Here is a 24,285-nt window from a genome sequence, read left to right as displayed (position 1 = left end):
CTCGTCTGCGACGCTGTTCGTCCGGGGCCGGCGTCCGGGGCCGGCGCCCGGGGCGGCGTCCGGGGGCTGACCCGCGGTCCGCTCAGGCCCTGCGCGCCCGGCCGCCGGTGGTCACCGGCCCGCGGGTGCTCCAGGGGCGGCCGGGGCGGCCCCGCACGGTCGTCTCCCGCGGACCGCGGGCCGGCTCGTGCAGGACCACCGCCAGACCCAGCCCGCGCAGCCCGAGCAGCGCGCCGCGCAGTTCCTCGGTGGTGACCTGACGGGCCCGGGTGCGCTCCACCGTGGCGAGTGCGGAACGGTAGGCGGCCAGCTGCCGGGCGAAGTCCACGGAGAGGGCTTCCTCCCGCTGCTCGCGCGGGTAGCCGGCCCGGTCGACCAGGTCGGTCACCAGCTGGTGCATCTCCTCGACCGCGCGCGGCGGATCCGCCACGAAGAGCACCTGGAGGCCGCGGAACTCGTCCAGCGCCAGTTCCCGCTCGGCCGGGCCGGGCGCGGTGATCGGCAGCCGGCGGTGCCGGGCCAGCCGCTGCTCCAACTCGTCCTCCGTCCGGCTCACGGCGCCGCCGTTGCGGGCGAGTTCACGGTCGTACTCGGAGCCGAAGCGGGTTCGCAGCCGGCTGGTTCGCATCCGCGGAATGGCCAGGGCCACGCCCGCCGTGATGAGCAGAACGGCCATGCAGAGCAGTGCCGCGTACATGGATCTCACGCTCCCTTGCCTTGATCGGGTTCGCGGTGATCAGGCCGCCCGGTCGTGGTGTTCCTCGACGTGTTTCTTGAAGTCGTGCAGGTCGTCGATCACCCGCCGGTCGACGAAGCCGAGCGCCTCGGCGACGCGTTCACGTACGCCGTGCGCCTCGATGTCCAGTTGCAGCATCAGCCGGGTGGTCGACTGGTCGATCCGATGGAACGTCACCACCCCGGTCTCCCGGGACGAGCCGGCCTCCGAGCTCCAGGCCACGCGACGGTCCGTCTCGACCTCGGTGGTGTGCGCCTCGAACTCCCGCCGACCGCCGGCGGTGTCGACCACCCAGGTGCTGGCTCCCGGGCCGGCGCGGTGGGCGCTCACCACGCCGCGCATGAAGCGCGGGAACTCCTCGAACCTGTTCCACTGCGCGTACACCTCGGGCAGCGGCGCGTTGACCTCGACGGACTCCTCGATCCGAGTCATTTCTCCTCCTCCACGAGTCTGCGGCCGCCGGTCCTGACAACCGCCCTGTCGCTCGCCTGCCCCGCCCCCGGCGCCGTATGCACCCGCGCATCCGGGCGTTCAGCCGTCCGGGCGTCCGGTCGGGTTGCGGGCTGCAGGCCCGGGCCCCGGCTCAGGGCTCGTCGTAGTAGCGCCGCTCCTCGACCACCTCGTCCGCTCCCGCGCGCCCCACGAAGCGCCTGCGCCGGTACACGCTTCCGTAGACGACCAGGCCGAGCAGTCCGGCGGCCATCAGGACCCAGCCCACCACGGGCACGTCCACCCCGGACATGTGCCAGTCGACCCCGAACGCCAGCACGGCACCCAGCGCGAACAGCAGAATGCAGCCTCCGATACCCATTGCTCTCTCACTCCTCGTCGGTAGGGACCAGACTGCGGATGCCCGCGATCCGCCGTCCGACACCCGCGTCCGTCACGCGCCCGGCGGGTGAGCTGACGGCACGTCATGCGCAGGCTGCCAGGAATGCCCGACCGAAACCCGGGCAGGCGATGGTCGTCACCAACTCGGAGGTGTTTCACCATGGTTCCTCTTCTGCTCGTGCTGCTTCTGACGCTTCTCCTGTTCGGCATCGGGTTCGCCGTGAAGATCCTCTGGTGGGTCGCCATCGTGCTGCTGGTGGTGTGGCTGCTGGGCTTCGTCGCCCGCGGGACCGGTGCATCGGGCAGTCGGGGCCGCTGGTACCGCTGGTGATCCGTCCCGCCGGCAGGCGGGCCGGACGCCGTAGGACGGAAGGCCGGTCCGGCGAACCGGACCAGGCACCGCCTCATGACATGAGAGGGAGACCCCATGAGCGCCATCGACATCTGGGCCTACCGCACCACCGCCGGGTACGCTCCCGGCGCGGATCTGACCGGCTACCACGTCGAGGCCACGGACGGTCACATCGGCAGGATCGACAAGCACTCCGGGGCGGTCGGTGCCGCCTTCCTGGTGGTGGACACCGGCCCGTGGATCTTCGGCAATCGCGTCCTGCTCCCCGCCGGCACCGTCCTGCGGGTCGACGAAGAGGACAAGAAGGTCTATGTGGACCGCAGCAAGCACGAGATCAAGGCCGGCCCCGAGTTCGACCCGGGCGCTCATGACGTGGACACCGGCTACCGCGAGAAGTACGGCGACTACTACGCCCGGTTCTACGGCGGCCCGATCGTCTGACCACCGGCCGCACATGACGGTGGCGGGCCCACCACCCTCGCGGTGGTGGGCCCGCCACCGTCATGTGCGCTCCGAGGGCAACCGCCGGTGGCCGGATGGACCGGCGCTCCGTCAGCCGGCTGCTCCGCGGTGGCCGGCGGAGGTCCTCGCGCCGGAGAACAGCCGGCCGAGGTGGTACTGCAGGACGTCAACGGCGTCGTTCGCCGTGCGCTGCCCGAGCAGGACGCTGAGGCCGAGGCCGGCGGAGGCGGCCAGTAGGACCACGGCCTCCTGGCGCGCGTCCAGGCGAGGGTCGGTGTCACCGGCCCGCTGGGCGGCGGTGAGTTGGCCGACCAGGAAGTCCTCCATCTCGTCTGGCGCCGCGAGGAACGACTGGCCCGCGAGGGCGGGGTCGGTGACGGAGAGCACCGCGTACGCGGTGTAGACGAGGTGGAAGGTCCGGCCTTCCGCGTCGGTCGGTACGGCTTCGAGCAGGACCGCTTCGACGATGTCGCGCGGGGCCGTCGATGATCCGGCCGCCCGGACCCGGTCGCGGACCCGCTCGCCCATGCGCACGGCCAGGCGGGTGAGCGCGGCGAGGAGCAGCTGCTCCTTGGTGTCGAAGTAGTACTGCACGAGCCGCACCGAGACGCCCGCCTCGGTCGCGACGGACCGCAGGGTGACGGCGTGCAGTCCGCTCTCTGCCGCGGTGCGGAGCAGCGCGTCGATGATGTGGGCTCGGCGCTCCTCGTGGTCGACCAGCTTCGGCATCGGATTCTCCGGGATTCCCCTCGAATATTTTTGTGGTACAAACATACCATCAAAAGTTGGCTGTTCGGTGCCAGGGGAGGGGCCATGACCAGGACGAGCGTCGGACGCTTCGTCAGCGAGGAAGCGCGGACCAAGTACCTTGCGGCATATGACCGCGCGATGGACCTGTGGCCGGACCCTCGTCGGGAGCTCGATGTCGAGACCGCCTACGGCACTGTCCGCGTCCACCACTACGGGTCGCGGACCGGCGAGCCGATCGTGCTGCTGCACGGCCACGCCGGTCACGCGTCCAACTGGTACCCCCAGATCGCCGCTCTGGGGGAGCACCATCCCGTCTATGCGATCGACACCTTGGACGACCCCGGCCGCAGTGTCCAGCGGGTGGTCGCCGTCGGATCCGAGAAGAACGCCGCCTGGCTGGGCGAGGTCTTCGCCGGTCTCGGCCTGGAGCGGATCCACCTGGCCGGCCTCTCCTACGGCGGCTGGCTGGCCCTCAACCAGGCCATCCATGCGCCCGAGCGCCTCGCGTCGGTCGCGGCGCTCGACCCGGGCGGCATCGAAAAGGTGCCTGCCCGGTTCTACGCGCACATGATCGGCGGTCTCCTCGGCCTGCTCGCCCCGAGGCCGCTGCGTGCGAGGCTGGGACGGCTGCTCGCCAACCCCGCACTCAGCTCGCCGCCCGAGATGATCGCGCCCCTGATGCTGGGGATGCGCTCCTACAAGCCGAACACCCGCCCGGCGGCCAGGCCCTTCACCGACGAGGAGCTGAGCTCCATCAAGCTGCCCGCCCTCGTCCTGCTCGGCAGCCGCAGCGCCCTGGTCCGCCCGCGCCAGGCGCTGGAGCGGGTCACCGCGCTGATCCCGGGAGTCCGGGCCGAGATCGTGCAACGGGCCGGCCACGGACTCAACCTGGAGCAGCCGGACCTGGTCAACGCCCACCTGCTGCGGTTCCTCGCCGCCCACGGGCAGTAGCCGCAGCTCGGCCCGCAGGCGTGGCTCAGTCCGCCGGCGGCGCCGCTCAGGCCAGGCCGAGCTGGGCGGCGATGACGGAGCCCTCCGCGTAGCAGTCGAAGCGCTTGATCTTGCCGTCGACCAGCTCGAACACGTCGCAGCACGGGGCGTCCATGCGCTTGCCGGTGGGCGGGACGGTGCCCGAGGGCAGTTCGAGCGGGCCGAGGTGGGTGCCCTGCAGGCGCAGCTGGACGACGACCACGTTGTCGACCACGTAGAACCGGCCGAGCTCGCGGTGCATGTCGGGGAACGCCTTCGCGTAGACCTCGACGGTCTTGCCCAGCTCCGCCGCGCCCTGGTAGGTGAGCGGGATGGACTCGTCGGTGAAGGTCCCGTCCTCGGTGAAGGCCGCGACCCAGCCGGCGACGTCCTTGTCCTCGGCGGCCTGGTAGGCGTGGCGGATGATCTTCTCGTTGTCCAGTGACATCTCGGTCCTCCTGGTCCCGGCCGCGCAGTGGCGGCGAGGTGGCGCCGATGGCCCCGAAGGGGCGGCGCCCTTCTGGTATTCACTTTAACCTTCAAGTCATGGCTGCGCGCAAGAGCCAGGAAGGACTGGATGAATCGAGCCGCTCGCGGCGGTCAGCGCGCGGGGGAGTCGATGCGCTGCAGGATGCGCTCGGCGTCCTGGCCGAGGCGGCGCAGGCGTTCGCCGGACAGGTTGTCCACCACGAGGCGGCGGACGTGGGCGACGTGACCGGGCGCGGCCGACTCCAGTTTGCCCAGCCCGGCGGGCAGCAGGATGGCGTTGGTGAACCGGCCGTCCGCCGGGTCCGGTTCGCGGCGGACGTAGCCGCGGCCCTCCAGGCGCTTGACCAGGTGCGACAGCCGGGACAGCGAGGTGCTGGTGTGCTCGGCCAGCGTGCTCATCCGCAGGGTCAGCTCGGGGGCGTCGGAGAGCATCGCCAGCGTCATGTACTCGACCATGCTCAGCTCGGCGTCGCGCTGCAGCTGGGCATCGATGGCCCAGGGCAGGCGGGTGATCAGGCGCACCACCGACATCCAGGAGTCCAGTTCGGCCGGGCTGAGCCACGGCTCGGCGGGCTCGTCCGCCTGCGGCGCCTGGTCGGAGGTGGTCATTTCGAGAGCGTATCAGCCCCCTGTCGCGGGTGGCACGGGCTGCTCGGCGCCGCCGCCGTCCCCCGCCCGCACTTGAAGGCTCAGGTGATCCGAAGAGTGATGCCGGTGAGGATGAGGGTGATCCCGGCGAGGAACTGCTCGCGGTCGTCGTGCTCGCGCAGCTCGTCCGCGACGGCCCGGGTGAACGGGTACTCCTCGGGGTCGAGCTCCTTCCACGCCTCGGATGCGGCGTCGAGGAACGCGCTGCGGTCCGCGCTGGGCCCGAGAACGCGGCCGTTCGCGGCGTTCTGGCCGGCGGCGCCGAGGATGTAGTGCATCAGGGCGGAGGTCGCCGTGAACCGGCTGCCCGCGGGCACGCCCAGCGCACTGACCTGGCGGCCGATGCTCTCGAAGATCCGCGGCGCCACCGACTGCGCGGGGCAGCGGGAGAACTGGGTGGCCAACTGGGTGGCGAGCCAAGGGTGTTCGTCGATCGCGTCGAAGAGGCCGAGTGCGACGGCGTGGATCTCCTCCTGCGGCGACTGCGTGGGCCCAGTGGGCCCGGTGGGCGCCGTGGCCAGTGCCGCGGTGACGACGGCGTCGGTCGCGGCGTCGAGCAGCTCGCCCTTGTTCGCCACGTGCCAGTAGATCGCCCCGGGGCCGGTGGCGAGGCGCTCGGTCAGCGCGCGGAAGGTCAGCCCGCCCTCGCCGGCCGCGTCGAGCAGCTCGACCGCGGCGCCGACGATGCGCTCGCGGGTGAGCGGGTTCTCTCGTCGCTCCGGGCGACGCGTTCTGGTGGCCACCAGGACATCCTGGCACAGCTCTGGAACATTGTTCCAGCTTGACATCTCTGGAACGCCGCTCCAGGCTGATTGTGGAACAGCATTCCAGAGATGGGAGCCCCCATGACCCCGCAGGTCACCACCCCGCACGTCACGATCATCGGCGCCGGCCTCGGCGGGCTGACCCTCGCCCGCGTCCTGCACGTCCACGGCATCACGGCCACCGTCTACGAAGCGGAGGCCTCGCCGACCGCCCGCACGCAGGGCGGAATGCTCGACATCCACGAGGACAACGGCCAGGCGGCGCTCCGGGCGGCGGACCTGACGGACGAGTTCCGCGCCCTGGTCCTGGAAGGCCGCGAGGCGACACGGGTCCTCGACCCGGACGGCACCGTGCTGCTCGACGAACCCGACGACGGCACCCGGGGGCGCCCCGAGGTGCAGCGCGGCGAGCTGCGACGGATCCTGCTCGACTCGCTGCCCGTCGGCACCGTCCGCTGGGGCCACAAGGTCAGCGGTGTCCGGGCCCTGGACGGCGGCCGCCACGAGGTGGCCTTCGCCGACGGCAGCACCGTCGTCACCAGCCTGCTGGTCGGTGCGGACGGCGCGTGGTCGCGGGTCCGGCCGCTGCTCTCCGACGCCACCCCCGCGTACGTCGGCACCTGCTTCGTCGAGACCTATCTGTTCGACGGCGACACCCGGCACCCGGCCAGCGCGAAGGCCGTCGGCGGCGGGGCGCTGTTCGCACTCGCGCCGGAGAAGGGGATCCAGGCCCACCGGGAGAGCGGCGGGACCCTCCACACCTACGTCACCCTCAACAAGCCGCAGGAGTGGTTCGCCGGCATCGACTTCACCGACCCCGCCGTGGCCACCGCGCGGATCGCGGCGGAGTTCGACGGCTGGGCGCCGGAGCTCACGGCGCTGATCACCGCGGGTGAGACCGCGCCGGTCCTGCGGCCCATCCACTCGCTGCCGCTCGACCACCGGTGGGACCGCGTGCCCGGGGTGACCCTGCTCGGCGACGCCGCCCACCTGATGCCCCCCTCCGGCGAAGGCGCCAACCTCGCGATGTACGACGGCGCCGAGCTCGGCAACGCGATCGCCGCGCATCCCGACGACGCCGAGGCCGCACTGCGCGCGTACGAGCAGGCCCTGTTCCCCCGCAGCGCCGCCGCCGCGGCCGACGCCGTCGACGTCTTCGGGCTCGTCTGCGGCGACGGCACCGCACCCCGCGGCCTGATCGCCCTGCTCACCGGAGCCGCGTAGCCGGCCCCTCGTGACGTCGCGGTCCGTCCTGGTACTGCCGTTCCCAGGAAAACGCGACCACTGGCCGATGCCCTCCGCTCGGCCAACCCTGGAGGCATGACGAACACACTCATCACCGGCGCCAACAAGGGTCTCGGCCACGAGACCGCCCGCCGGCTGATCGCCGCCGGGCACGCCGTCCACCTCGGGGCCCGTGACCCCGAGCGCGGCCGGCGGGCCGCCGAGGAGCTCGGCGCGCACTTCGTGCAGATCGACATCACCGACGACGCCTCCGTCGCCGCCGCGGTCACGACGATCGCGGCGGCGGGCGGCCTGGACGTGCTGGTGAACAACGCCGGCATCGAGCCGCGCCACCCCGACGGCGCCTTCCTCGACCCCGCCGAGGTCACCGCCGACCTGGTGCGGACCGTGTTCGAGACGAACGTCTTCGGCATGGTCCGGGTGCTGCACGCCTTCCTGCCGCTGCTGCGCCGCTCGGCGAACCCGGTCGTGGTCAACGTCAGCAGCGGCCTGTCCGCCACCGCGGCGCTGGCCGACCCGGCGGCGCCGGAGCACTTCTACCCGGACCTCGCCTACCCGGCCTCCAAGGCCGCGGTGAACATGCTCACCGTCCAGTACGCGAAGGCGTACGGCGACGTGCGGATCAACGCCGTCGACCCGGGCTTCACCGCCACCGACCTGAACCACCACGCCGGAACCCAGACCGTGGAGCAGGGCGCCGAGGCCATCGTGCGGATGGCGCGGATCGGCGCCGACGGCCCCACCGCCACGTTCAGCAACGCCGCCGGTCCGCTGCCCTGGTGACCCGGCCCGCGGGCGGCAGGCACTCCCGCGCGGTGGCGCTCCTGCACGGGGGTCGGCCAACTGCTGGGTCGGATGGGGTCGTTGAGAGGGGTAGAGTGCCAGCGGTCGCACCCGCGACGCCGGCACTGGAGGGGGAGGACGTTGTCCGACGAGCATGGTGCGGATGAGCAGTGGTTGGACCTGGCGGACGCCGTCTCGCTGCTGCGGCAGCAGATCGCCGAGGCCCAGCGCCGGGTCGCGGATCCGACGGGTGGCGGTGACCAGGGGGTGCTCTTCACGCTGGGGGAGATCACCGTCGAGCTCGGGCTGGAGCTGACCCGCAGTACGGGGGTCGACGGCGGGCTGCGGTGGAGCGTGATCAGTCTCGGGGGGAAGAAGGAGCGCGGGTCGACGGACACCCACAAGCTGACGGTGAAGCTGGCCCCGCACGGGCCCGGGGGCGCTTATGCGGTGGACATCAGCGATGAGGAGTAGCACGTCAGGGCGGTTGCCGAAGTAGCCGGGGGAGTGGGGGAGGTCTGGTGGAGCTGGATCGCCGGGTGCTGATCCGGGTGACGCGACTGGTGGACGGGGTGAAGAGGACCGGATTCGGGTCCGGGTACCTGGTCGCGCCGTGTCTGGTGCTGACGGCCGCTCACGTCCTGGACAACCGGGATCCGGCGGCCGAGGATCCGGTGCGGGTGAGCCGGCCCGACGTCGATGGACGGGAGTACTCCGCGGCCGTGCGCTGGCACCGCAGGGACGACACCATGGACGCCGCGCTGATCGAAGTCCGGGACGGTCAGGACTGGGCTGTCCCGTGGTCGCTCGGGGGTCTGGACACCAAGCCGCCCCAGCGGTACGGCCGGCTCATCGGCGCCCGCCCCCACCCGGTCGGCTCGACCGGCTTCCCCAGCATGCAGAAGGATCCTGACGGCGACCGGCGCCTGGGCGAGCAGCTGACCGGCCGCATCGCCCCGGGAACCGGTGCCCTGGCCGGCCACTACGAGATCACCAGCACCGACCCCACCCCCGGCACCGGCGGGAGCCTGTGGGCGGGCATGTCCGGTGCCGCCGTCCTCGCCGACGCCGGCTCGGGCGACGACCTGCTCTGCGGCGTCGTCCACGGCGACCGCCGCGCCGGGACCGGCGCGCGCCTGACCGCCACCACTGCCGCCGCTCTCCTCACCGACGAGGACTTCTGCACCGTCATCACCGAGGTCACGGGCTGGCGTCCCCTCCTCGAACCCGTCGAGCCGGCCCCGCTGCTCGCCCCCGCCGCCGTCGACCGCGACCTCGGCTCTCCCGCCGCGCTGCTGCGCGCGGGCGCCGAAGCCGTCGCCTTCCACGGCCGCGAGACCGAACTCGCCGAGCTGCAGGCCTGGTGCGAGAACGGGCGCGACACCTTCTCGCTACGGGTCGTCACCGGGCCCGGCGGACAGGGCAAGTCCCGCCTCGCCCGCGAGCTCACCCGCACCATCGGGGAGCTCACCCCGCCTCCTGGCGACCCCACCTGGGTCACCGGACACCTGCGCTCGGACCTCACCGGCGGTCCTGGTCCGGACGGGCAACCGCCCGACTTCACCACCCTGGACACCTCCCACCACCTGCTCCTGGTCGTCGACTACGCCGAGACCCGCCCTCAGCTGCTTCATCGGCTCGTCACCCAGCTGCACCGCTCCCGCCACCGGGTGCGGCTGCTGCTGCTCGCGCGTGCTGACGGCGACTGGCGCGAGGGCTCCGTTCAGGCGGACGCCGCCGTGCGGGACCTCCTCGGACAGGCCCCTGTCATCCCGCTCAACCCGCTCATCCCCACGGACCGGTGGAACGCCTTCCGCCGCGCCGCCGACGACCTCGCCCGCCTGCTGCCGCGGATCGACGCCTTGCCCGCGCACGACTGGTTGTCCCTGGCCTACACGCTCCGCCCTCCGGCCGATGTGCACGAGGACGGCTACGGCAACGTCCTCACCCTGCAACTGGCCGCCCTGGTCGAGCTGCTGCAGCACGGACCTCGGCCCGTCGAGGTGGCTGCCGGCACCGAGCCGGAGGAGGTCCTGCGCAGACACGAGCGAGCGTTCTGGGTGCGCAGCGCAGGTTCGCCTGATCACCAGCTCGGCCTGAGGCCCAAGGTCCTGGGTGGCGCCGTCGCCATCGCCGTGCTGTGCGGGGCCGACAGCCCGGACGAAGCGCTTCAGGTGATCGCCACGCTGCCCGGTCTGTCCGCCGACAAGAGGGAATCGGCTGCGGACTGGCTTGCCTCCCTGTACCCCGCCGATGGAGCGAACCGCTACTGGGGATCCCTCCAACCCGACCGAATCGCCGAGTACCACGCGTCCGAGGCTCTCAGGGAGGGCGCCGTCGCGCTGCCCGCCCTCCTCGCAGCGGGTTCTGCCACCCAGCAGTCCCAGGCCGTCACTGTCCTGGTGCGCGCCGCCATCGCCCATTACAACGCCGCCCGCACCGACAAGAGCGACCGCGTCCTGAAGACCCTCGATGCGGCCCTGGACAGCACCCCACTCGACCACCAGGCCCTGCTGACCGCCACCGACGCGCTCCCGTACCCCTCCCGCGTCACCGCGCCCTTCGCGCTCAAACTCACCACCGCCCTCACCCAGGAGCTGCGGGAGCGCGCGGCCGTCGACCCCGCTGCCCACGAGCCCAGCCTCGCCGCGGCGCTGTCCAACCTCGGCAACCGGTGGGGAGAGGTGGGGCGGCGCAAGGAGGGCCTGGCCGCGGAGCAGGAGGCGGTGGCGATCCGGCACAGGCTGGCGGCCGGCGACCCCGCTGCTTACGAACCCGCTCTCGCCCGTTCCTTGTCGAACCTCGGGGTCCAGCTGGCGGAGCTGGGGCGGAGCAAGGAGGCCTTGGACGCCGCTGTACGAGCGGTGGAGATCTACCGGAGGCTGGCGGACGGCAACGCTGCCGCCCACGAGCCCGAGCTTGCCCACTCGCTGTCGAACCTCGGCGTCCGGTTGTCGGATGCGGGGCGGCGCACGGAGGGCCTGAGCGTCACCGAGCAGGCGGTGGAGATCCGGCGCAGGCTGGTGGCCGATGACCGTGCTGCGTACGAACCCGCTCTCGCCGATTCGTTGTCGAACCTCGGTGCCCGGTTGTCGGAGGTTGGCCGGTACACGGAGGCTCTGGAGGCCGAGGAGGAGGCGGTGGAGATCCACCGGCGACTGGCGATCGGCAATCCCGCTGTCCATGAGCCCGACCTCGCGGCCTCGCTCTCGAACCTCGGTGCCTGGTTGTCGCAGGCGGGGAAGCGCGCGGAGGCACTGACCGCCACCGAGCAGGCGCTGGAGATCCACCGGAGGCTGGCCGGCGACAATCCCGCCGCCTACGAGCGTGACCTGGCCCGCTCGTTGTCGAACCGCGGCGTCCGGTTGGCGGAGGCGGGCAGGCGCGGGGAGGCGTTGGAGGACACCGAGCAGGCGGTGGCGATCTACCGGGGTCTGGCGGCCGGGATCCCCGCCGCCTACCAATCCGACCTGGCCCGCTCGTTGTCGAACCTCGGAGCCTGGTTGTGGGAGGTGGGGAAGCGCAGTGAAGCCTTGGCGGCCACCAGGCAGGCGGTGGGGATCTACCGGGGTCTGGCAGCCGGGGCCCCTGCCGCCTACGAGCCTGCGCTGGCCCGCTCGCTGTCCAATCTCGGTGCGCAGCTCGCGAAGTCGGGGTGGCGTGGGAAGGGTCTGGCGGCCGAACGGAGGGCGGTGGCGATCTACCAGGGCCTGGCGGCCGACAGTCGCGCAGCGCACGAGCCCGATCTGGCGCGCTCACTGTCCAACCTCGGCGCTCACCTGGCGGATCTGGGGCAGCAGGCGGAGGCCCTGAGCGTCACCGAGCGGGCGGTGGCGATTCGGCGCAGGCTGGCGGAGGGCAGTCCGGCCGTTCACGAGCCCGACCTTGCGACCGCGCTGTCCAATCTCGGCAATCATCTGTCGGCGGTGGGGCGGCACGGGGAGGCGTTGGAGGCCGAGCAGCAGGCGATGGCGATCCGGCGCAGGCTGGCGGAGGGCAGTCCGGCCGTTCACGAGCCGGATCTTGCGCACTCGCTGTCGAACCTCGGCAATCATCTGTCGGCGGTGGGGCAGCGTGGGGCCGCGTTGGAGGCCGAGCAGCAGGCGGTGGAGATCTGGCGCAGGCTGGCGGCCCACAACACTGCCGCCTACGAGCCCGATCTCGCCCGCTCGTTGTCGAACCTCGGTATCCGGCTGTCGGCAGCGGGGCTGCGCAAGGAGGCTCTGGAGGCCACCCAGGAGGCGGCGGGGAGGTACCGGCAGCTGGCAGCCGGCAATCGCGCCGCCCATGAGTCCGACCTGGCGCGCTCGCTGTCCAACCTCAGCGTGCACCTGGCGGACCTGGGGCCGAGCGCGGAGGCCCTGAGTGTCATCGAGCAGGCGGTGAAGATCTACCGCAGGCTGGCTGCCCGGCATCCCGAGGTTTACCAGCACCCCCTGGCGACCTCGCTGTCCAACCTGGGCACCCGATTGGCGGAAGCGGGGCGCTCTGCGGAGGCCCTGACCGTCACCGAGCAGGCGGTGGACATCCAACGAGGGTTGGCGGCCGGCAACCCCGCCGTCCATGAGCCCGACCTCGCCACCGTGCTGACCAACCTCGGTGTCCGATTGTCGGAGGTGGGGCGACTCAGGGAGGCCTTGGCCGCCGATCAGCAAGCGGTCGAGCTCTGCCGGCCGCTGGCGGCCGACAGTCCCGCTGCCCACGAGCCCAATCTGGCCCGTGCGCTGGCGCACCTCGGCGTTCGGTTCTCGGCGGTGGGGCGGCATGCGGAAGCTCTGGAGACGGTGCAGCAAGCGGTGAGGGTCTACCGCCGGCTGGCGGCCGACGAGCCCGCCGCTTACGAGCCCGCCCTGGCGACCTCACTGACGAATCTCGGTGTAGGTCTGGCGACCGTGCGACGGCATGCAGAGGCCCTGACCGCCACCGAGCCGGCGGTGCGGATCCAGCGCCGGCTGGCGGCCGACAATCCCGCCGCCCACGAGCCGCAGCTGGCCCGTTCACTTTCCAACCTCGCCCTCCGGTTGTCGGAGGCGGGGCGGCACGAGCAGGCGCTGACCGCCACCCAGCAGGTGGTGGAGCTGTACCGGCAGCTCGCAGCCGGCAACCCCGCAGCCCACGAACCCGGCCTGGCCCACTCGTTGGACAACCTCGGCGGGCACCTGGCTGCGGTGGGGCGACATGCGGAGGCCCTGGAGGCGGAGCAGCAGGCGGTGGAGCTGTACCGCCGGCTGGTCGAGGGCAGCCCCGCCCTCCGCGAAGCAGGCCTCGCCTGCTCGCTGTACAACCTCGGCGTCCGGCTGGCACAGGCAAAACGGCGCCCGGAGGCGCTGACCGCCACCGAGCAGGCGGTGGAGATCCACCGGCGACTGGTGGACGGCAATCCCGCCGTCCACCGGCCCGGCCTGGCCCGCTCGTTGCACAACCTGGGCGTCCTGCTGGCGATGGACCGGCGCCCGGAGGCCCTGGAGACGGAGCGTCAGGCGGTGGAGGTCTACCAGCGGCTGGCGGACGACGACCCCGCCGGCTACGAGCCCGACCTCGCCCGCTGCCTCTACACCCTCGGCTCCTGGTGGTCGGTGGTGGGGCGCCGCGCGAAGGCCCTGCCGCTCGCCGAGCAGGCGGTGGCGGTCTACCGCAGGCTGGTCGCCCGTGACCCCGCCCGCCACGAGGCCGACCTCGAAGGCGCGTTGACCCTCCTGGCGAAGGTCGAGGCGATGGCGGAGTGATCCCGGTAGCCGGCCCGCGAGGCCGTGGCGACCCGCTGTCGTCGCCGTATGCCCGAACCGATCGTGCCCAGCACGCGCCTGCACGCCGCCTGGCTGGAGACGCGTGACGACTGGGGTCCCGGCCGCCACGAGGACGGCTTCGGGCTGGGACCGTGCGACGACGTCGACTCGGCGGACGGGTTCGCGGCCTGGGTGGCGCAGTTGGCCGACGGGTCGAGGACTGTGGAGGGGGACGTACACGCAGGTGTGACGGTCAGGCACCGCTCGCGTGTCGCGCAGGACCCCACCCGACCGAACCTGCGCCAGGTCCACCTGCTCGGCCTGCCGGTCGGGGTCTGACGCACCAGGCCGGCGAGCCCCAGAGCGGCGAGCCCCCTGGCGGAGGTGCGCGCCTGGGCTGAGAGCCGACGCCAATCATGAGAGTGCACTTGCATGAGATCACTCTGTCGGACTAGTCTCATGAGAGTCAGCTCTCACGAAGGATCGGCCATGACAGCAAACGTGTCCGTCACGACTCCCACCGGCGGCGAGGTGATCGACCTCGGTCAGGCCCGGATCCGCATCCTGGAGGACGGCAGCACGACCGCGCACCGCCTCGGCGTCGCCGAGATCACCATCCCGCCGTACACCGCAGGCCCGCCCCAGCACCGCCACGCCCAGCACGACGAGGGCTTCTACGTGGTCTCCGGCACCGCCAGGTTCACCGTCGGCCACGAGCTGCACGAGGCGCCGGCCGGAACGCTGGTCATGGTCCCGCCGGGTGCCCCGCACACCTTCGCCAACCCGGGGGACCAGCCGCTGGTGATGATCAACACCTTCACGCCCGACCTCTACGTCCAGTACTTCCGGGACCTGGGCGACATGATCGCCGGCGGCGGAGCGATGACCCCGCCGGACATCGCCGAGGTGATGGGCCGCTACGCCACCACGCCGGTCACCGGCCCCGAGTGAGCGGCCCTGAGCGACCAGCTCCGAGTGACCGGCCCGCCGCGCATGCCGCGACCCCGGCACCGGCCCCGCCCGCGGCCGACCGCGAACCCAGCAACCCCCCCCGCCCCAAGAGCAGGAAGCCGACGCACATGACTGTCTCCAGCCCCGTCAGCACCACCCGCACCATCGATCTGCGCCACGGTCCGAGCGTCACGATCCAGGAGTTCGGCGAGAGCACGGACGGCACCGGCGTGCTGATGCTGCACGGCGGCGCCGGACCGCGCTCGATGGCCGGCTTCGCCGCCGGCATGTCCCGGCACGCCTACGTCGTCGTCCCGACCCACCCCGGGTTCGACGGCACGCCCCGCCCCGACGGGACCGACTCCGTCGCCGACCTGGCCACCGCCTACCTCGACCTGCTCGACGAGCTCGGGCTGCACGGGGTGATGGTGGCCGGCAGCTCCGTCGGTGGCTGGATCGCCGCCGAGATGGGCCTGCGCGACACCCGCAACCGGATCGCCGGCCTGGTCCTGCTCGGCGCCACCGGCATCACCCCCGAGCCCCCGCTGGTCATCGCGAACCCGGCCGAGATCGGCCCGGTCCGCACCGGCGAACTCGCCTTCCACAACCCCGCCCTGCGCCCCGACCCCGCCGCCCTCAGCGACGAGCAGAAGGCCGTCTTCGCCGCCAACCAGCGCACCCTGGCGCGCTACGCCGGTGATCCGTTCTGCCACGACCCGAAGCTGCGCGGCCGCCTGCACCGCGTCACCGTCCCGGTGCTGGTGCTCGCCGGGGAGCAGGACGGCATCGTTCCGCTCGCGTACGAGCGCGCCCTGGCCGACTCCTTCCCCCGTGCCACCTTCCGGCCGATCGCCGAGGCCGGGCACTTCCCCCACCTCGAGCAGCCGGGCGCGGTCTTCGAGGCCATCGGCGAGTTCGTCGACAGCGAGGTCAAGCCCGAGGACAGCTGAGCAGCTCGGCGAACCCAGGGGCCCCGAGCCCCGCGCGCTGAACCCCGCGCCCCGAAACCCCGAGCGCGGCGACCACACACGGCCCGGCTTGGCCCTCCCCTCGCGCGGCCAAGCCGGGCCGTGTGCGGTCGCCGCGGCCGAGACCGGGCGGGCCCGGTCTTTCCCTTCCTTCGCGTCAGCGGACGACGGCGAGCCCCACGCTCCGCTCCGCGCCCCGGGTGCCCCCGGTGCCGAGAGTGCCGAGGGTGTTCGTCCACGAGGTGTCGTCCTGCCGGCGCAGGCCGCTGGGCGACAGCCCCGTGCGGCGACGGCTGAGCGTGTCCGGGAGCGTCCTCGGGTTCGGTGCGACCATGCGTGCCATGCGTGCCAACTTCCTTGGTTCCGATCGGGGGCCCGGCGGACTCTCGATCCGCCGCCTCCGCGAGCCGGTCGCCTGCACCGTCGGCGTCGCGCTCTGTGCCGGTGGTCGGGGCGTCCGGCGACCATGCTGACGTTCCGGCAGGTCAGAGCACCAGGCCAAGCACCGGCCAGATATGGCCGGAACCCCAGTACAGTGATCCGACGTCAGCGGAAAGTGCGGTTTGTGGAGCGAGGACGTCGAAGTGAGCAGCCAGTTGGGTCCCCTGCTCCATGGGCTGCGGCGTGAGGCGGGACTGACGCAGGAGCAGTTGGCCCGGCGGTCCGGACTGGGGGTCCGGACCATTCACCGGCTGGAGACCGGCAAGCCCACGGACGCCCGGATGGGGACGGTGAAACAGGTCGCCCAGGCCCTGGCCGATGCCCTGGGACGCGATCGCGACGACGTCTGGCGGGACCTGCTGGCCGCGCGCCGCGACGGGGACGCCGCCGCCGAGGCCACCGGCGCCGCCCCCACGGCGCCGGCCCCCGAGGAAAGCGCAACCCCCGCCCCAGCCCCCGCCCCCGCGCCCGACCCGGTGCGGGTCGGCGTGCTGCCGCCCCGGGGTGCCCTGGCCGAGGTCGCCGAGTCGCTGGCACGCGACGTCCACAGCCGCTGGATACGCGAGGAGGAGCAGCGCCGGATCCACGACCCGTTCCCGCTGCCGCTGCGGTGGCGCTCGGCACCCGAGGGTCTGTTGGACCACTGGGGCAACATCAGCGGGGCGCTGCCCGGTGCCGCGCCGGTGCCGCTCTCCCTGGACGGCGGTCTGGCCCAGGTGACCGAGGTCTACCGGCGGATCGGCTCCGGGCGGCTGGTGGTGCTCGGCCGGGCCGGGTCCGGCAAGACCGTCCTGATGCTGCGCTTCGTCCTCGACTACCTGGCGGGCCGCACCGACGGCGATCCGGTGCCGGTCGTCTTCAGCATCGGATCGTGGGACCCGACCGCCACCGCGCTGCGCGACTGGCTCATCGAACGGCTGCTGCGCGACCACCCGAACCTCGCCGCGCGCACGCCGGGCCGCCTGACCCTGGCGGCCTCGCTGGTGGACGCGGGCTGGATCCTGCCGGTGCTGGACGGCTTCGACGAGATCGCCCACGGCCTGCACGGGGCCGCCCTGCGGGAACTCAACGCGATCTCGCTGCCCCTGCTGCTGACCAGCCGCACCGAGCAGTTCGCCGACGCCGCCGCGACCGAGGTGCTCAGGAAGGCCGCCGGCATCGAACTGACCGACCTGACCACCGACGACCTGGTCCACTACCTGCCGCGGACCGCGCGCCCCACCGCACCGGGCCCGCGCTCGGGACCGGCCGCGACCGTCTGGGATCCCGTGCTGGACGGGCTGAGCAGCAGCCCGGACAGTCGCTCCAGCGCCAACCTCGCCACCGTGCTGAGCACCCCGCTGATGGTGCTGCTGGCCCGGACCCGGTACAGCGACGTCCCGGGACAGGACTCGGCCGTCCTGCTGGACAGCGCCCGCTTCCCGACCCCCGAGGCCCTGGAGGAGCACCTGCTGGCCGGCTTCGTGCCGACCGTCTACCGCCGGCGGCCCAAGGCCCCGGCCGGCCCCGGACGCCCGCACCGCGGGTGGGAGCCGGAACGCGCCCGGCACTACCTGGGCTACCTCGCCAGGCACCTCGACCGGCCGGAGCAGCGCGACCGCCAGGACCTGGCGTGGTGGCAGCTCTCCGGTTCGCTGAGCCTGTTCTCGCGCATCCTCGCCGTCGTTCTGGCCTGCTCCCTGGTCACGGCCGCCTCCGGCTTCCTCGTCTCCGCGGCCGTGCACCTGATCAGCGGTCACGGTGCGGCGTCGGTGCTCCGTGCCGACCTGGCGGACGCCCTTCTGTTCGGCCCGACGGTCGGGCTCGCCTTCGGGGTGATCTACGGGACCATGGCCACCCTCAGCGGCAACGCGTTCGAACCCTCCCGCATGCGGCCGAGGCTCCCCGGCCGCGGCCGAGGGGCCGGCGGCGCCCAGCCGCGCAGACTCCGCACCTCGTTCTGCGTCGGACTCCTGGGCGGCTGCACGGTGGGAGCCGGCTACGGCCCGGCCCGCCTGGTGGCGCAGGAGCACTACGGGACCCTGCCGGCCGGCGGGACGGCGATCCGGGCCATGCTGGTCGACTCGCTCCTGTTCGGGCTCCTCTTCGGAGTGGCGGGCGCGCTGGTGCTCACCCTGATGGCCGCTCTGGAGACACCGCTGGATCCCGGCTCCGCCGCCACCCCGGCGGACCTGCTGGCCGTCAACCGCGGCACCGTGGTCCGCCAGGCGCTGCTCTTCCTGCCGCTGCTCACCCTCGCGATCACCTTCGGCGGCCGGCTGATCGCGGACCTGTTCCAGGGTTTCCTGGGCCCGCTCAGCTGGCACCTGCTCCCGGGATTCGTGATCGGCGCCACCGGCGGCCTGGCGGGCGCGCTCTGCTACGCCCTGGCGCTGACCGCCTGGGGCCAGTGGGTGCTCTTCACCCGCATCTGGCTGCCGCTGACCGGCCGGCTGCCCTGGGCGACCGCCGCCTTCCTCGACGACGCCTACCACCGCGGAGTGCTGCGCCAGGTCGGGGCCGTTTACCAGTTCCGCCACGCGCGGCTCCAGAGCCACCTCGGCTCGATCCCCGGATCCGGCCGCCCCGCCCCGGCGCCGCTGCCGCCCGCCCGGGCCCCGGAGCGCGTCCGCTCCCGCTGAGGGAGGCGGGTGCGGGGCCGGGCTTCCTCCGGGACGGGGCTCCACCGGGATGGCATGGCGCAGGGGTGCGGCAGCAGGTGCCGCACCCCTGCGCTGTCGTCGCTCAGCAGATGCAGGAGACCGTCAGGGTGATGCTGGGGGGCGGGGGCGGCGAGTCGAGGTAGGGGGCGATCCAGGCGCTGATGGATTGCGCGCCGGGGCCGACCGTCCACCGCCAGCGCTGGTCGTTGCCGAGCGGGGTGCCGTCGCCGTTGGTGAGGGTCCAGTTGTTGTCCGGGTGCAGGCCGTCGGGGCAGATGGCGGTGACGCCGCTCGGCGAGCCGGTGACGGACACGGTCTCGGGAAGGGCGTCGGCCTGTGCGGGGCCGGCGAGGATGGCTGTCAGTGCCACCGCTGCCAGGCCCGTGCCGGCGAGTCGTCCGGGGCGCATGGATGTCCTCTCGCTGCGCGGCCCCTCGAATGGGGGCCGAGTGGTCAGATGCGTTGCCAGTGGGCTCCAGGCGCACGCCGGCTGCGCCGCACTCCACTCTTCTGCACCGGATGCGGGAGTGCCGGAAGTCGGCGGGGCGGTCGTGGCGGTCGTGGCTCAGGGCGTCCGGGTGTGGTGGTCCAGCAGGGTTCCATCCGTTCTTCCTGGTCACGGGCGCGCCCGACAGCCCGCACCGCTCCTTCCCGCAGATCACCGCCCAGGTCCACCTCGGCCTCGCCGAGGGCGACATGACGCCCGAGTCGCTGACGGGGCTCACCCGGGCCCTGGACGGCGCAGGAGTCGACCACACCTGCGAGATCTACCCCGGCACCGTCCACGGCTTCAGCATGGCCGACACCGACGCCTTCAACCCCGCCGCGCTGCAGCGCCACTGGGACCGCCTGCTCGCCCTGCTCGGCCGTACCCTGGCCGCCGAGCGGCCTGGTGATCAGTGCGGCCACGGCCGGTAGTCGGGACTGTCCACCCGGCCGGCCGGAGCCGCTCACCCCGGCGGCTGGCGGCCGGTGGTGCGGAGCCAGCGGGTCAGCACCGTCACCGTGGCGTGGTCGAGCTTGGCCAGGGTGCGCAGCACCGCGGTGTCGCCGACCTGCAGGGGGACGTCGGCGTCGGCCAGCGCGGTGGCGAGTTCGGCCCAGTTGACCGCGCAACTGTCGATCTGCAGGGTGTCGTCGGCGGCCGCCGGTTCCGCGTGGACGACCGGTGCACTCGCGTCGGCCGGGGGCGGTGCGGCCGGCGCGGACCAGGCGATGCGGGGGTCGGCGGTGCGGGGGAGAGGAGGATGGCTCACACGGTGATCAACGCCGCACGCGCCGGGGCGGCACGGCCGGGGGCGAGTCGACAGCCCCTCTGCGGGTGACATGGTCTTGACAGTGATTGCAGGCCACGGCCAAGCTCGCTTGTCGCCCGCACCTCACGCCAGTCCCGACAACGTTCGACGGGATCCATCATGAGCCCAGACACAGCGCGCGGTTCCGCGCGGCCGGCGGGGCCGCTGCTCGCCCTGCTCGCCGCTCTCCCCTTCCTCGGGATCCTCGGTGGCATCTTCTTCGCCAACCGCATGACGCCCTACGTCCTCGGGATGCCGTTCATCCTCTTCTGGATCGTCCTGTGGGTGGTCCTCAGCTCCGCGATCATGGCGCTGGTCTACCGGCTGGACCCGGCCAACCGGCAGCCCGCCGACCCTGCTGACTCCGCCGACCCCGCCAGCTCTGCCGTCGACCTCGCGGAGGGTGCGTCATGACCGCGCTGCTGGTGATCGCGGCCTTCCTGGTGCTGGCGGTCTTCCTGGGACTGCGGGCCCGGGGCGGCAAGGAGATGACGCTCGAACAGTGGTCGGTCGGCGGCCGGGGGTTCGGGAGCGTCCTGGTCTTCGTGCTGCTGGCCGGCGACATCTACACCACCTTCACCTTCCTGGGCGCCTCGGGCTGGGCGTACGGACAGGGCGGGCCGGCCTTCTACATCCTCGCCTACGCCGCGCCGGCGTACGTGCTCTCCTACTGGCTGCTGCCGGCGGTCTGGCGCTACGCCAAGCAGCACCGGCTGGTCTCCCAGGCCGACTTCTTCGCCAAGAAGTTCGACAGCCCCGCGCTCGGCGCCCTGGTCGCGCTGGTCGGCGTGGTGGCGATGGTCCCGTACCTGGTGCTGCAGCTCACCGGGATGGGCATCATCGTCTCCAGCGCCTCCTACGGCCACCTCTCCCCGCACACCGCACTGGTCATCGGCACCGTCGCGCTCACCGGGTACGTCACCGTCTCCGGCATCCACGGGTCCGCGTGGACCTCGGTGGTGAAGGACGCGATGATCCTGGGCGTCGTCGTCTTCCTCGGCATCTACCTGCCCGTGCACTACTACGGCGGCATCGGCGCGATGTTCCACCGGATCGACACCGTGAAGCCCGGCTTCCTGACGCTGCACCACAGCAGGCAGAGCCCGACCTGGTTCGCCTCGACCGTCCTGCTCTCCGCGCTCGGCTTCTACCTGTGGCCGCACACCTTCAGTGCCTCCTACAGCGCCAGGAACCCGCAGGTGTTCCGCCGCAACGCCGTCGTGCTGCCGCTGTACCAGCTGATCCTGCTCTTCGTCTTCTTCGCCGGATTCGCCGCCATCATCGCCGTGCCGGGCCTGAAGGGCTCCGACGGCGACCTCTCGCTGCTCCGGATCACGGTCAAGACCTTCGACCCCTGGTTCGTGGGCGTGGTCGGCGCCGCCGGACTGCTCACCGCACTCGTCCCCGGCTCGCTGCTGCTGATGGCCTCGGCCACCAGCCTGGCCGACAGCGTCTTCCGCCTGGCCCGGCCGCAGGCCGGTGACGAGACGGTCGCCCGGCTCGCCAAGGCGCTGGTTCCGGTGGTGGCGGCGGTGGCCCTGCTGTTCGCCTTCAACGGCGGCAGCACGCTGGTGAACCTGCTGCTGATGGGCTACGCCCTGGTCACCCAGCTCTTCCCGGCCCTGCTGCTCAGCCTGCCGACCCGGCGGCTGATCACCAAGCAGGGCGCGGCGGCCGGCATCCTGGCCGGTGTCGCCACCGTCGCCGCGGTCACGCTCACCAGCACCACCGTCGGCGGACTGCTGCCCGGCCTGCCGCAGCCGGTGAAGGACCTCAACGTCGGCGTCATCGCCCTGGCGGTCAACCTGGTCGTGCTGGCCGCCGTCTCCGCCCTCACCCGCGCCGGCGCCGCCCGGCCGGCCGTTCAACTCACGAACTCCTCGGCACCGTAACGCAGTGGTCGTCAAGGGGCCTCGGCCGAGGCCGTCACGGCCGCCGTGACCGGGGCTTCCCGGTGGCGGCCTCCCGGCGGCTGATGCAGGGTGATAATCGCTCACGGTCACTGACGGTGAGTATTCGTCACTTGATGTGCGGCCCGTTGGTAGCCGTCGAAGGAGAAGATCGTGAACGCTCGCAGGGCAGCCCGCACGGCCGTGGCCGCCGCGATGGTGGTGGGCCTCGGAGCACTGGCGGCTCCGACCACCTCGGCCCTCAGCCCCGCCGGCGGCGGCGACCACTGCAGGCGCCCCGACGACCATGCCGGCTGCCGCGGCCAGCAGGGGCCCACCGGTCCGACCGGTCCGCAGGGGCCGGCCGGCACGAACGGATCACCGGGGCCGACCGGCCCGACCGGCCCGACCGGTTCACTGGGGCCGACGGGGCCGACCGGGCCTGCGGGCACGAACGGATCACCGGGGCCGACCGGCCCGACCGGCCCGACCGGTTCACTGGGGCCGACGGGGCCGACCGGGCCTGCGGGCACGATCGGCGCGCTGGGGTCCGCCGGCCCGGCCGGTGCGCTGGGGCCGACGGGTGCGACCGGCCCGACCGGTTCGCACGGGCCGACCGGTCCGCGCGGCCCGACGGGCCCCACGGGCAGCGACGGTGCGACGGGGCCGACCGGTCCGACCGGTGCGCTGGGGCCCACGGGTCCGTCCGGCGTGGTGAAGGCCCCCGTGAAGGTGTTCAGCGCCATCACCCCGGTCCCTCCGGGCGGATCCGGCTACGCCATCGCCGGCTGTCCGACCGGAACGGTGCTCATCGCCGGCGGCTTCCAGTTCAGGAGCACGTCCTCCACTGGTCTGTCCGTGGTGACGTCCCAGGCGGTCGGAGAGACCTGGATCGTCTCGATGAACAACGCGTCGACCGAGGCGCGCTCCTTCCAGTCCCAGGCGATCTGCCTGCCGACCGGCTAGCGTCCTGTGCTGTACCGGCCTCCTCGGCCCGTGGCCGCCGCCCGGTAGGGGCGGAAGAAGGCGCGCAGCTCCTCCGCGTAGCGCTCGGGCTCCTCGAACGGTGCGAAGTGCCCGCCGCGTGCCGGCTCGCTCAGGTGCACGAGGTTCGTGGTGCGCTCGAGCCAGGCCCGCGGCGGGCTGAGGATGTCGCCGCCGAAGAGCGAGAAGCCGGACGGTACTTCGACCCGGCGGGTCAGCTGCGCGGGCGGGATCGCGGCGTTCGCGTGGTACATGCGCATCGAGGAGCCGATCGTCCCCGTGAGCCAGTAGATCATGACGTTCGTCAGGATCTCGTCCTTGGTGAAGCTCCGCTCGACGTCACCGCCGCAGTCGCTCCACGCACGGAGCTTCTCGACGATCCACGCGGCGAGCCCGGCCGGCGAGTCGGTCAGCCCGACGGCGGCGGTCTGCGGCTTCGTCCGGTGCATGGCACCGTAGGCCCCCTCGCCGGCGCCCCAGGCCGCGACCTCGGCGAACCAGGCGCTCTCCTCGGGCGTGGGCTCGGGCGCACCGCCGGCGAGGGCGGGCAGGCCCCCGTCCATGCGGTGGACGGCCACGACCCGATCGGGGTGGTCGAGCGCGAGGTAGCGGCTCACGTGGCTGCCGATGTCCCCGCCCGCCGCGCCGAACCGCGGGTAGCCGAGGACGTCCATCAGCTCGGCCCACAGACCGGCGACGGCGATGGAGTCGAGCGGCGCTCCGGTGGGGCGGTCGGAGTAGCCGAAGCCCGGCATGTCGGGGACGACGACGTCGAACGCGTCGGCGGGGTCGCCGCCGTGCGCGCCGGGATCGGTGAGCAGCGGGACGACCTTCGAGTAGCGCCAGAACGAGTCCGGCCACCCGTGGTTGAGGACCAGCGGCAGCGCGGGGCCGGCCGGTGCGACCGCCCGGGCGTGCACGAAATGGATGCCCAGGCCGCCGAGTCGGACCCGGAAGCGGGGCAGCCGGGCCAGCGCCTGCTGCTGCGCCGGCCAGTCGAACCCGTCCGCCCAGTAGTCGACGAGCTCGCGCAGATACCCGACGTCCGTGCCGAGCGCCCACCCAGCGTCCTCGGGCGCATCGGGCCAGCGCGTCGCACGCAGCCGCGTGCGGAGGTCCTCGAGCGCGGCGGGCTCGGTCTGCGGGGTGAAAGGCTCCAGGCGGTGCGCTGCGTCCGGCATGGCCCTCATGCTAGTGCCGCGTCAGGCAGCCTTCGCGCGACGGGGCGAAGGCTGCCTGACGCGGCACCACGGCTTGTCTGCCGCCCGGGCTGCCTGCAGGGCCGACCTCGCCGACGGGTCAACCGTTCCTCGGTGCCAGGTAATTCGCTGGTCAGCCCCCGGCCGCGCTTCCTAGAGTG

Annotated in this window: 24 protein-coding genes and 2 pseudogenes; 15 read left to right on the top strand and 11 right to left on the bottom strand. The window is 72.8% G+C overall.

The window, feature by feature from the left end; translation table 11 throughout:
* Nucleotides 1–82 precede the first annotated feature (82 nt).
* The 3 genes from OG294_RS03135 to OG294_RS03125 all read right to left on the bottom strand — a co-directional run bounded on the left by OG294_RS03135 (nucleotide 83) and on the right by OG294_RS03125 (nucleotide 1,547).
* Nucleotides 83–697: a hypothetical protein gene (locus tag OG294_RS03135; RefSeq protein WP_327064818.1), complete on the bottom strand. Its 615-nt coding sequence runs from the start codon at nucleotides 695–697 to the stop codon at nucleotides 83–85.
* 39 nt (nucleotides 698–736) lie between these two features.
* The gene (locus tag OG294_RS03130) at nucleotides 737–1,168 is read right to left on the bottom strand and encodes an SRPBCC family protein (protein WP_327064817.1); all 432 of its coding nucleotides are present in this window, start codon (nucleotides 1,166–1,168) and stop codon (nucleotides 737–739) included.
* A 151-nt stretch (nucleotides 1,169–1,319) separates the two neighbouring features.
* Nucleotides 1,320–1,547: a DUF6458 family protein gene (locus OG294_RS03125; RefSeq protein ID WP_327064816.1), complete on the bottom strand. Its 228-nt coding sequence runs from the start codon at nucleotides 1,545–1,547 to the stop codon at nucleotides 1,320–1,322.
* A 180-nt stretch (nucleotides 1,548–1,727) separates the two neighbouring features.
* Here OG294_RS03125 and OG294_RS03120 point away from each other — a divergent pair, with 180 nt between their 5' ends.
* Nucleotides 1,728–1,898: a hydrophobic protein gene (locus OG294_RS03120; RefSeq protein WP_327064815.1), complete on the top strand. Its 171-nt coding sequence runs from the start codon at nucleotides 1,728–1,730 to the stop codon at nucleotides 1,896–1,898.
* A 96-nt stretch (nucleotides 1,899–1,994) separates the two neighbouring features.
* The gene (locus OG294_RS03115; protein WP_327064814.1) at nucleotides 1,995–2,360 is read left to right on the top strand and encodes a PRC-barrel domain containing protein; all 366 of its coding nucleotides are present in this window, start codon (nucleotides 1,995–1,997) and stop codon (nucleotides 2,358–2,360) included.
* 111 nt (nucleotides 2,361–2,471) lie between these two features.
* Here OG294_RS03115 and OG294_RS03110 read toward each other — a convergent pair whose 3' ends face one another.
* Nucleotides 2,472–3,110, bottom strand: a complete 639-nt coding sequence (locus OG294_RS03110) for a TetR/AcrR family transcriptional regulator (RefSeq protein ID WP_327064813.1) — start codon at nucleotides 3,108–3,110, stop codon at nucleotides 2,472–2,474.
* 84 nt (nucleotides 3,111–3,194) lie between these two features.
* On the opposite strand from OG294_RS03110, the gene OG294_RS03105 reads away from it, so the two are divergent.
* On the top strand, nucleotides 3,195–4,082 hold the full coding sequence (locus tag OG294_RS03105) for an alpha/beta fold hydrolase (RefSeq protein ID WP_327064812.1): 888 nt from the start codon (nucleotides 3,195–3,197) through the stop codon (nucleotides 4,080–4,082).
* A 46-nt stretch (nucleotides 4,083–4,128) separates the two neighbouring features.
* On the opposite strand, the gene OG294_RS03100 is transcribed toward OG294_RS03105, so the two are convergent.
* The 3 genes from OG294_RS03100 to OG294_RS03090 all read right to left on the bottom strand — a co-directional run bounded on the left by OG294_RS03100 (nucleotide 4,129) and on the right by OG294_RS03090 (nucleotide 5,980).
* Nucleotides 4,129–4,548 carry a nuclear transport factor 2 family protein gene (locus OG294_RS03100; protein WP_327064811.1) on the bottom strand — a complete coding sequence of 140 codons (420 nt, stop codon included), beginning with the start codon at nucleotides 4,546–4,548 and terminating at the stop codon, nucleotides 4,129–4,131.
* Nucleotides 4,549–4,700: 152 nt separating this feature from the next.
* Nucleotides 4,701–5,198, bottom strand: coding sequence for a MarR family winged helix-turn-helix transcriptional regulator (locus tag OG294_RS03095; protein WP_327064810.1), 498 nt, complete (start codon nucleotides 5,196–5,198; stop codon nucleotides 4,701–4,703).
* An 80-nt stretch (nucleotides 5,199–5,278) separates the two neighbouring features.
* Complete coding sequence (locus OG294_RS03090) at nucleotides 5,279–5,980, bottom strand: TetR/AcrR family transcriptional regulator (RefSeq protein WP_327064809.1); 702 nt, start codon at nucleotides 5,978–5,980, stop codon at nucleotides 5,279–5,281.
* A 90-nt stretch (nucleotides 5,981–6,070) separates the two neighbouring features.
* On the opposite strand from OG294_RS03090, the gene OG294_RS03085 reads away from it, so the two are divergent.
* The 7 genes and pseudogenes from OG294_RS03085 to OG294_RS03055 all read left to right on the top strand — a co-directional run bounded on the left by OG294_RS03085 (nucleotide 6,071) and on the right by OG294_RS03055 (nucleotide 15,656).
* On the top strand, nucleotides 6,071–7,225 hold the full coding sequence (locus tag OG294_RS03085; protein WP_327064808.1) for an FAD-dependent oxidoreductase: 1,155 nt from the start codon (nucleotides 6,071–6,073) through the stop codon (nucleotides 7,223–7,225).
* Nucleotides 7,226–7,321: 96 nt separating this feature from the next.
* Nucleotides 7,322–8,029, top strand: coding sequence for an SDR family NAD(P)-dependent oxidoreductase (locus OG294_RS03080; RefSeq protein WP_327064807.1), 708 nt, complete (start codon nucleotides 7,322–7,324; stop codon nucleotides 8,027–8,029).
* 141 nt (nucleotides 8,030–8,170) lie between these two features.
* Complete coding sequence (locus OG294_RS03075) at nucleotides 8,171–8,503, top strand: trypco2 family protein (protein ID WP_327064806.1); 333 nt, start codon at nucleotides 8,171–8,173, stop codon at nucleotides 8,501–8,503.
* Nucleotides 8,504–8,550: 47 nt separating this feature from the next.
* Nucleotides 8,551–13,755 (top strand): tetratricopeptide repeat protein, encoded by a 5,205-nt coding sequence (locus OG294_RS03070; protein ID WP_327064805.1) that lies wholly within the window; start codon nucleotides 8,551–8,553, stop codon nucleotides 13,753–13,755.
* Between the two features lie 222 nt (nucleotides 13,756–13,977).
* Nucleotides 13,978–14,073 (top strand): annotated as a pseudogene (locus tag OG294_RS41005) (MOSC domain-containing protein); the annotation flags it as partial.
* 171 nt (nucleotides 14,074–14,244) lie between these two features.
* Complete coding sequence (locus OG294_RS03060) at nucleotides 14,245–14,706, top strand: cupin domain-containing protein (RefSeq protein ID WP_327064804.1); 462 nt, start codon at nucleotides 14,245–14,247, stop codon at nucleotides 14,704–14,706.
* Nucleotides 14,707–14,834: 128 nt separating this feature from the next.
* Nucleotides 14,835–15,656, top strand: a complete 822-nt coding sequence (locus OG294_RS03055; RefSeq protein WP_327064803.1) for an alpha/beta fold hydrolase — start codon at nucleotides 14,835–14,837, stop codon at nucleotides 15,654–15,656.
* A 175-nt stretch (nucleotides 15,657–15,831) separates the two neighbouring features.
* Here the strand turns inward: OG294_RS03055 and OG294_RS03050 are convergent, their stop codons facing one another.
* Nucleotides 15,832–16,017: a hypothetical protein gene (locus OG294_RS03050; RefSeq protein WP_327064802.1), complete on the bottom strand. Its 186-nt coding sequence runs from the start codon at nucleotides 16,015–16,017 to the stop codon at nucleotides 15,832–15,834.
* A gap of 241 nt (nucleotides 16,018–16,258) precedes the next feature.
* Here OG294_RS03050 and OG294_RS03045 point away from each other — a divergent pair, with 241 nt between their 5' ends.
* Nucleotides 16,259–18,736, top strand: a complete 2,478-nt coding sequence (locus OG294_RS03045; protein WP_327064801.1) for a helix-turn-helix domain-containing protein — start codon at nucleotides 16,259–16,261, stop codon at nucleotides 18,734–18,736.
* 103 nt (nucleotides 18,737–18,839) lie between these two features.
* On the opposite strand, the gene OG294_RS03040 is transcribed toward OG294_RS03045, so the two are convergent.
* A complete protein-coding gene (locus OG294_RS03040; RefSeq protein WP_327064800.1) occupies nucleotides 18,840–19,166 on the bottom strand; it encodes a hypothetical protein in 327 nt (108 codons plus the stop codon).
* Nucleotides 19,167–19,348: 182 nt separating this feature from the next.
* Between OG294_RS03040 and OG294_RS03035 the strand changes: the two are divergent.
* Nucleotides 19,349–19,675, top strand: a pseudogene (locus tag OG294_RS03035) (dienelactone hydrolase family protein); the annotation flags it as partial.
* A 32-nt stretch (nucleotides 19,676–19,707) separates the two neighbouring features.
* Here the strand turns inward: OG294_RS03035 and OG294_RS03030 are convergent.
* A complete protein-coding gene (locus OG294_RS03030; RefSeq protein WP_327064799.1) occupies nucleotides 19,708–20,013 on the bottom strand; it encodes a hypothetical protein in 306 nt (101 codons plus the stop codon).
* Nucleotides 20,014–20,172: 159 nt separating this feature from the next.
* Between OG294_RS03030 and OG294_RS03025 the strand changes: the two genes are divergently transcribed.
* From OG294_RS03025 to OG294_RS03015, 3 genes are all read left to right on the top strand, one after another.
* Entirely contained in the window at nucleotides 20,173–20,466 is a 294-nt protein-coding gene (locus OG294_RS03025) for a DUF3311 domain-containing protein (protein WP_327064798.1), read from the top strand.
* Nucleotides 20,463–21,944 carry a sodium:solute symporter family protein gene (locus OG294_RS03020; protein WP_327064797.1) on the top strand — a complete coding sequence of 494 codons (1,482 nt, stop codon included), beginning with the start codon at nucleotides 20,463–20,465 and terminating at the stop codon, nucleotides 21,942–21,944. The genes OG294_RS03025 and OG294_RS03020 overlap by 4 nt, the downstream gene beginning before the upstream one ends.
* A gap of 171 nt (nucleotides 21,945–22,115) precedes the next feature.
* Nucleotides 22,116–22,907: a hypothetical protein gene (locus OG294_RS03015; RefSeq protein WP_327064796.1), complete on the top strand. Its 792-nt coding sequence runs from the start codon at nucleotides 22,116–22,118 to the stop codon at nucleotides 22,905–22,907.
* Here the strand turns inward: OG294_RS03015 and OG294_RS03010 are convergent.
* On the bottom strand, nucleotides 22,904–24,106 hold the full coding sequence (locus OG294_RS03010) for an epoxide hydrolase family protein (RefSeq protein WP_327064795.1): 1,203 nt from the start codon (nucleotides 24,104–24,106) through the stop codon (nucleotides 22,904–22,906). The genes OG294_RS03015 and OG294_RS03010 overlap by 4 nt on opposite strands.
* Nucleotides 24,107–24,285: the final 179 nt, after the last annotated feature.

This window comes from Kitasatospora sp. NBC_01302 (assembly GCF_035976515.1).
Lineage (GTDB): Bacteria > Actinomycetota > Actinomycetes > Streptomycetales > Streptomycetaceae > Kitasatospora.
Note: the sequence above shows the minus strand (reverse complement) of the source record. Positions and strands in the feature narration are given on the sequence as shown.